Annotated in this window: 2 tRNA genes and 1 rRNA gene; all 3 read left to right on the plus strand. The window is 50.5% G+C overall.

Annotated features, from left to right (window positions below):
* Window positions 1-167 precede the first annotated feature (167 nt).
* The 3 genes from QJQ48_RS27810 to QJQ48_RS27820 all read left to right on the plus strand — a co-directional run bounded on the left by QJQ48_RS27810 (window position 168) and on the right by QJQ48_RS27820 (window position 2,132).
* Window positions 168-1,691, plus strand: a 16S ribosomal RNA gene (locus QJQ48_RS27810).
* Between the two features lie 168 nt (window positions 1,692-1,859).
* A tRNA-Ile gene (locus tag QJQ48_RS27815) sits at window positions 1,860-1,933 on the plus strand.
* Window positions 1,934-2,058: 125 nt separating this feature from the next.
* Window positions 2,059-2,132: transfer RNA gene (locus QJQ48_RS27820), tRNA-Ala, on the plus strand.
* Window positions 2,133-2,201: the final 69 nt, after the last annotated feature.

A 2,201-nucleotide genomic window follows, 5' to 3' on the forward strand; every position in this document is an offset into this window, starting at 1 on the left:
CCCTTCCTAGCCGGGGGGAGCTATAACTTGGTAAGTACAAACAACATCCGTCAAGGAAATATTAAAAAAACCTGGACCGAGTTGGGAGGGCTTTTGATCGTTAGTTTTGCTGGTGGTTATAAGGGATTTGAAAGAATCTATTGTGATCTCACCAAATTTAAGAATCTACGATGAAGAGTTTGATCCTGGCTCAGGATGAACGCTAGCGGCAGGCCTAACACATGCAAGTCGAACGGTAACATAGAAAAGCTTGCTTTTCTGATGACGAGTGGCGCACGGGTGCGTAACGCGTATAGAACCTACCTTTTGCAGGGGGATAGCCCGGAGAAATTCGGATTAATACCCCGTAGTATTATCGATTGGCATCGATTGATAATTAGAGATTCATCGGCAAAAGATGGCTATGCGTCCTATTAGCTAGATGGTGAGGTAACGGCTCACCATGGCTACGATAGGTAGGGGCCCTGAGAGGGGGATCCCCCACACTGGTACTGAGACACGGACCAGACTCCTACGGGAGGCAGCAGTGAGGAATATTGGACAATGGTCGAGAGACTGATCCAGCCATGCCGCGTGCAGGAAGACGGCCCTACGGGTTGTAAACTGCTTTTATACGGGAAGAATAAGGGGCACGTGTGCCCTGATGACGGTACCGTAAGAATAAGGACCGGCTAACTCCGTGCCAGCAGCCGCGGTAATACGGAGGGTCCGAGCGTTATCCGGAATCATTGGGTTTAAAGGGTCCGCAGGCGGGCCAGTAAGTCAGAGGTGAAAGTTTGCGGCTCAACCGTAAAATTGCCTTTGATACTGCTGGTCTTGAGTTACAGTGAAGTGGCTGGAATATGTGGTGTAGCGGTGAAATGCATAGAGATCACATAGAACACCGATTGCGAAGGCAGGTCACTAACTGTATACTGACGCTGATGGACGAAAGCGTGGGGAGCGAACGGGATTAGATACCCCGGTAGTCCACGCCGTAAACGATGGACACTAGCTGTCGGGCATTAGCTCGGTGGCCAAGCGAAAGTGATAAGTGTCCCACCTGGGGAGTACGTCGGCAACGATGAAACTCAAAGGAATTGACGGGGGCCCGCACAAGCGGTGGAGCATGTGGTTTAATTCGATGATACGCGAGGAACCTTACCAGGGCTTAAATGGGGAGTGACAGGCTTAGAGATAGGCTTTTCTTCGGACACTCTTCAAGGTGCTGCATGGTTGTCGTCAGCTCGTGCCGTGAGGTGTCAGGTTAAGTCCTATAACGAGCGCAACCCCTACCGTTAGTTGCCAGCATGTCAAGATGGGGACTCTAACGGAACTGCCGGTGCAAACCGTGAGGAAGGTGGGGATGACGTCAAATCATCACGGCCCTTACGTCCTGGGCTACACACGTGCTACAATGGCCGGTACAATGAGCAGCCACTACGCAAGTAGGAGCGAATCTATAAAACCGGTCACAGTTCGGATCGAGGTCTGCAACCCGACCTCGTGAAGCTGGAATCGCTAGTAATCGGATATCAGCCATGATCCGGTGAATACGTTCCCGGGCCTTGTACACACCGCCCGTCAAGCCATGGAAGCCGGGAGTGCCTGAAGTCCGTCACCGCAAGGAGCGGCCTAGGGCAAGATCGGTAACTAGGGCTAAGTCGTAACAAGGTAGCCGTACCGGAAGGTGCGGCTGGAACACCTCCTTTCTAGAGATATGTGCACAAGAGGTTTTTAAGTAAAATTCTTTTGCCACCCATCAGAAAGGCAAGACTTAAGTAAGAGAAGGAGTACTTCTCGACCGGGCCAGGTTTTTTTAGTATTACCATCACGATTAAGTGATGTTGTTTGTGCTAGTATGTTATTTAAAATGATGCAGTCTCATAGCTCAGCTGGTTAGAGCGCTACACTGATAATGTAGAGGTCGGCAGTTCGAGTCTGCCTGAGACTACTGTTGAAGTTCTTTGAAACTGAATTATTGGAAATTCTGGAGGTTGAGCGGCCTTTTGTAAACTGCCACGGTAGGGTAGCCCATGGGGTTGCTTCTAATTAGGACCGACGGAGTTTTTAAGGAAAGGGGAATTAGCTCAGCTGGCTAGAGCGCCTGATTTGCATTCAGGAGGTCATCGGTTCGACTCCGATATTCTCCACGATTAAGCGCGAGTAGTGGCAACCCAAGGGGTTGCGCACGAGCGACTTTTTCCAGACGGCCAAGTTTA

The sequence above is a fragment of the Sphaerothrix gracilis Ecp01 genome, assembly GCF_030405905.1.
Classification (GTDB): Bacteria; Cyanobacteriota; Cyanobacteriia; order Phormidesmidales; family Phormidesmidaceae; genus Sphaerothrix; species Sphaerothrix gracilis.